A 1724-nucleotide genomic window follows, 5' to 3' on the forward strand; every position below is an offset into this window, starting at 1 on the left:
CCCCATGCTCTCATCGGTCTGCAATCCAACGCGGTCCAAAACGGAGAAGCTGTCGTTCGGATCGAATACGAGATAATGCGCGCGACCGGATCGAATCTGACGACCGGTGAGTCCTTCGATCTCACGAATCTGACCGGCCAGCGTCCGGTGGTCGAAAATATAGCGATAATTATAGTGGACGCCGATCTCGGCGTCGCCCGGAAGTTGCCGGGCAAATTCGGCAATAATGGCAGAGCCGCTCCGCGCGCCCAAACGCCCGCCCCTGCCGTTGAGGAAATAAAAGGCGGACCGGAACCCGTATCGGCGTTCGGCCGCCGACATGGCAAGCGCATCGTCGAAATAATATTTTCGGGGAAACAACGCATTCTCAATGATGTGGCGAATGTTGGAAAAGGCTGGAAAGCGGAGCCGCTTAAGCGGCGCCAGAAACCGGTATAGACGCGTCGCCTGAGTTATCAGGTCATTGCCGCGCAGCTGATCGCAATCGTGCGACAGGACCACTAAGGGAGGCAGCACATGCAGGCTCGGGTCGCGTGGCCCAGCCCCCGCAGACAGCCCTTTTACCGCGGCCAACAGCGCGAAGAAATATTGGTTCAGCAACGGCTCGCCGAGTACGCCCAGCCGGTAGAGCGTGGAGTCTTCCACAGGCAGACGACCGTGGGCGTCACGCGCATCGATTGCACGCTCCTCACCGAAATCCAGGAACCGTTCAACGAACCCCGCCAGATTGAACGACAGCATGAACGCGCCATGGACGTTACGCCACAACCAAGGATGGCCCGGCACGTCCTGAAGCCCAGGAAAATCGGCCAAATCGAAAGGATGGAGCAGAGTCAAACCTGTTCCGAAACAATCCGCAGTCCGAGATGGCGCCGCCGGGTCGAAGGGAATGCCGGTGACAATATAGAGCCCGGATTCCGCCCCCGACGCCCGGTCCATCGGCCCGCAATCGATCCGCAACCCGGCAACCAGCGCCTGCGCATCGGTGTCCCATGCGCATCGGGCATGGTCACGGAGCAATTGCCCAACCCTAGATACGGCTCCAGTCATCCTACCCTTTCACGGCGCTCCGGCTCGAAGCCATTTCCAGACCGCTTTAGGGTAATGCGATTTCCCTGGCCAGCATCATGCCGCTCTTTTCGATCGCACGGCGGCTAGCATGATTATCGTCGGTGGTGTCGATGTACACCCATTTCGCCCCGCGTCGCAGGCAGTGGTTCATGCCGCGCACCAAACAGAGATGCGCGAGTCCCTGACCCCGTTCTGCCTCCTCGGTCTGGATCGGACCGATCACATAGTCCCTCGCGCCGATCGAATAGGAACTGCACCAGCCGGCCATCATCCAGCCATCACTGACGATCCGGCGACCGCGGCGCGCCACATAATAGCTCCGGCGCCTCGTCATGACCTTGGCCACCATCTTCATCGCCGCGGACAGGCCATAGAAAGCGGCGTATGCGGCAACGACGCGTAGCGCCTGCCCGCCCCCTTCGATCACCTCGAAGGTCACGTCGGGCGGCATCGCCGGTTCAGGTTGCTGTTGCGCGCTGCGAAACACCAGCATCGTCGAAGCCGTCATCGTTGTGCCCAAATCCCTTCCTTGCTATGCAGCGCGCTGATTAACATGCCGAGGGGCCAATGCGCAATAAACTAAAACTAATTCAAGAGGTTCTGAGGGCTCCCCATAGCACAATCCAATGCTTCGGCGACGAAGCGGCGCGGGA

Annotated in this window: 2 protein-coding genes; both read right to left on the bottom strand. The window is 60.0% G+C overall.

From position 1 onward, the window contains the following. Positions 1 to 1020 (bottom strand): hypothetical protein (locus WBF74_RS11050; RefSeq protein WP_424439551.1); only part of this gene is annotated, 1020 nt, incomplete at its 3' end. Positions 1021 to 1096: 76 nt separating this feature from the next. Next, a complete protein-coding gene (locus WBF74_RS11055; protein WP_424439554.1) occupies positions 1097 to 1579 on the bottom strand; it encodes a GNAT family N-acetyltransferase in 483 nt (160 codons plus the stop codon). Between the last annotated feature and the right edge of the window lie 145 nt (positions 1580 to 1724).

Source organism: Parvibaculum sp., assembly GCF_049672805.1.
In the GTDB taxonomy this organism is placed as follows: Bacteria; Pseudomonadota; Alphaproteobacteria; order Parvibaculales; family Parvibaculaceae; genus Parvibaculum.

Excerpts from the sequence above, each read along its gene's own strand:
- WBF74_RS11055 (WP_424439554.1), bottom strand. The coding sequence starts at position 1,579 with ATGACGGCTTCGACGATGCTGGTGTTTCGCAGCGCGCAACAGCAACCT.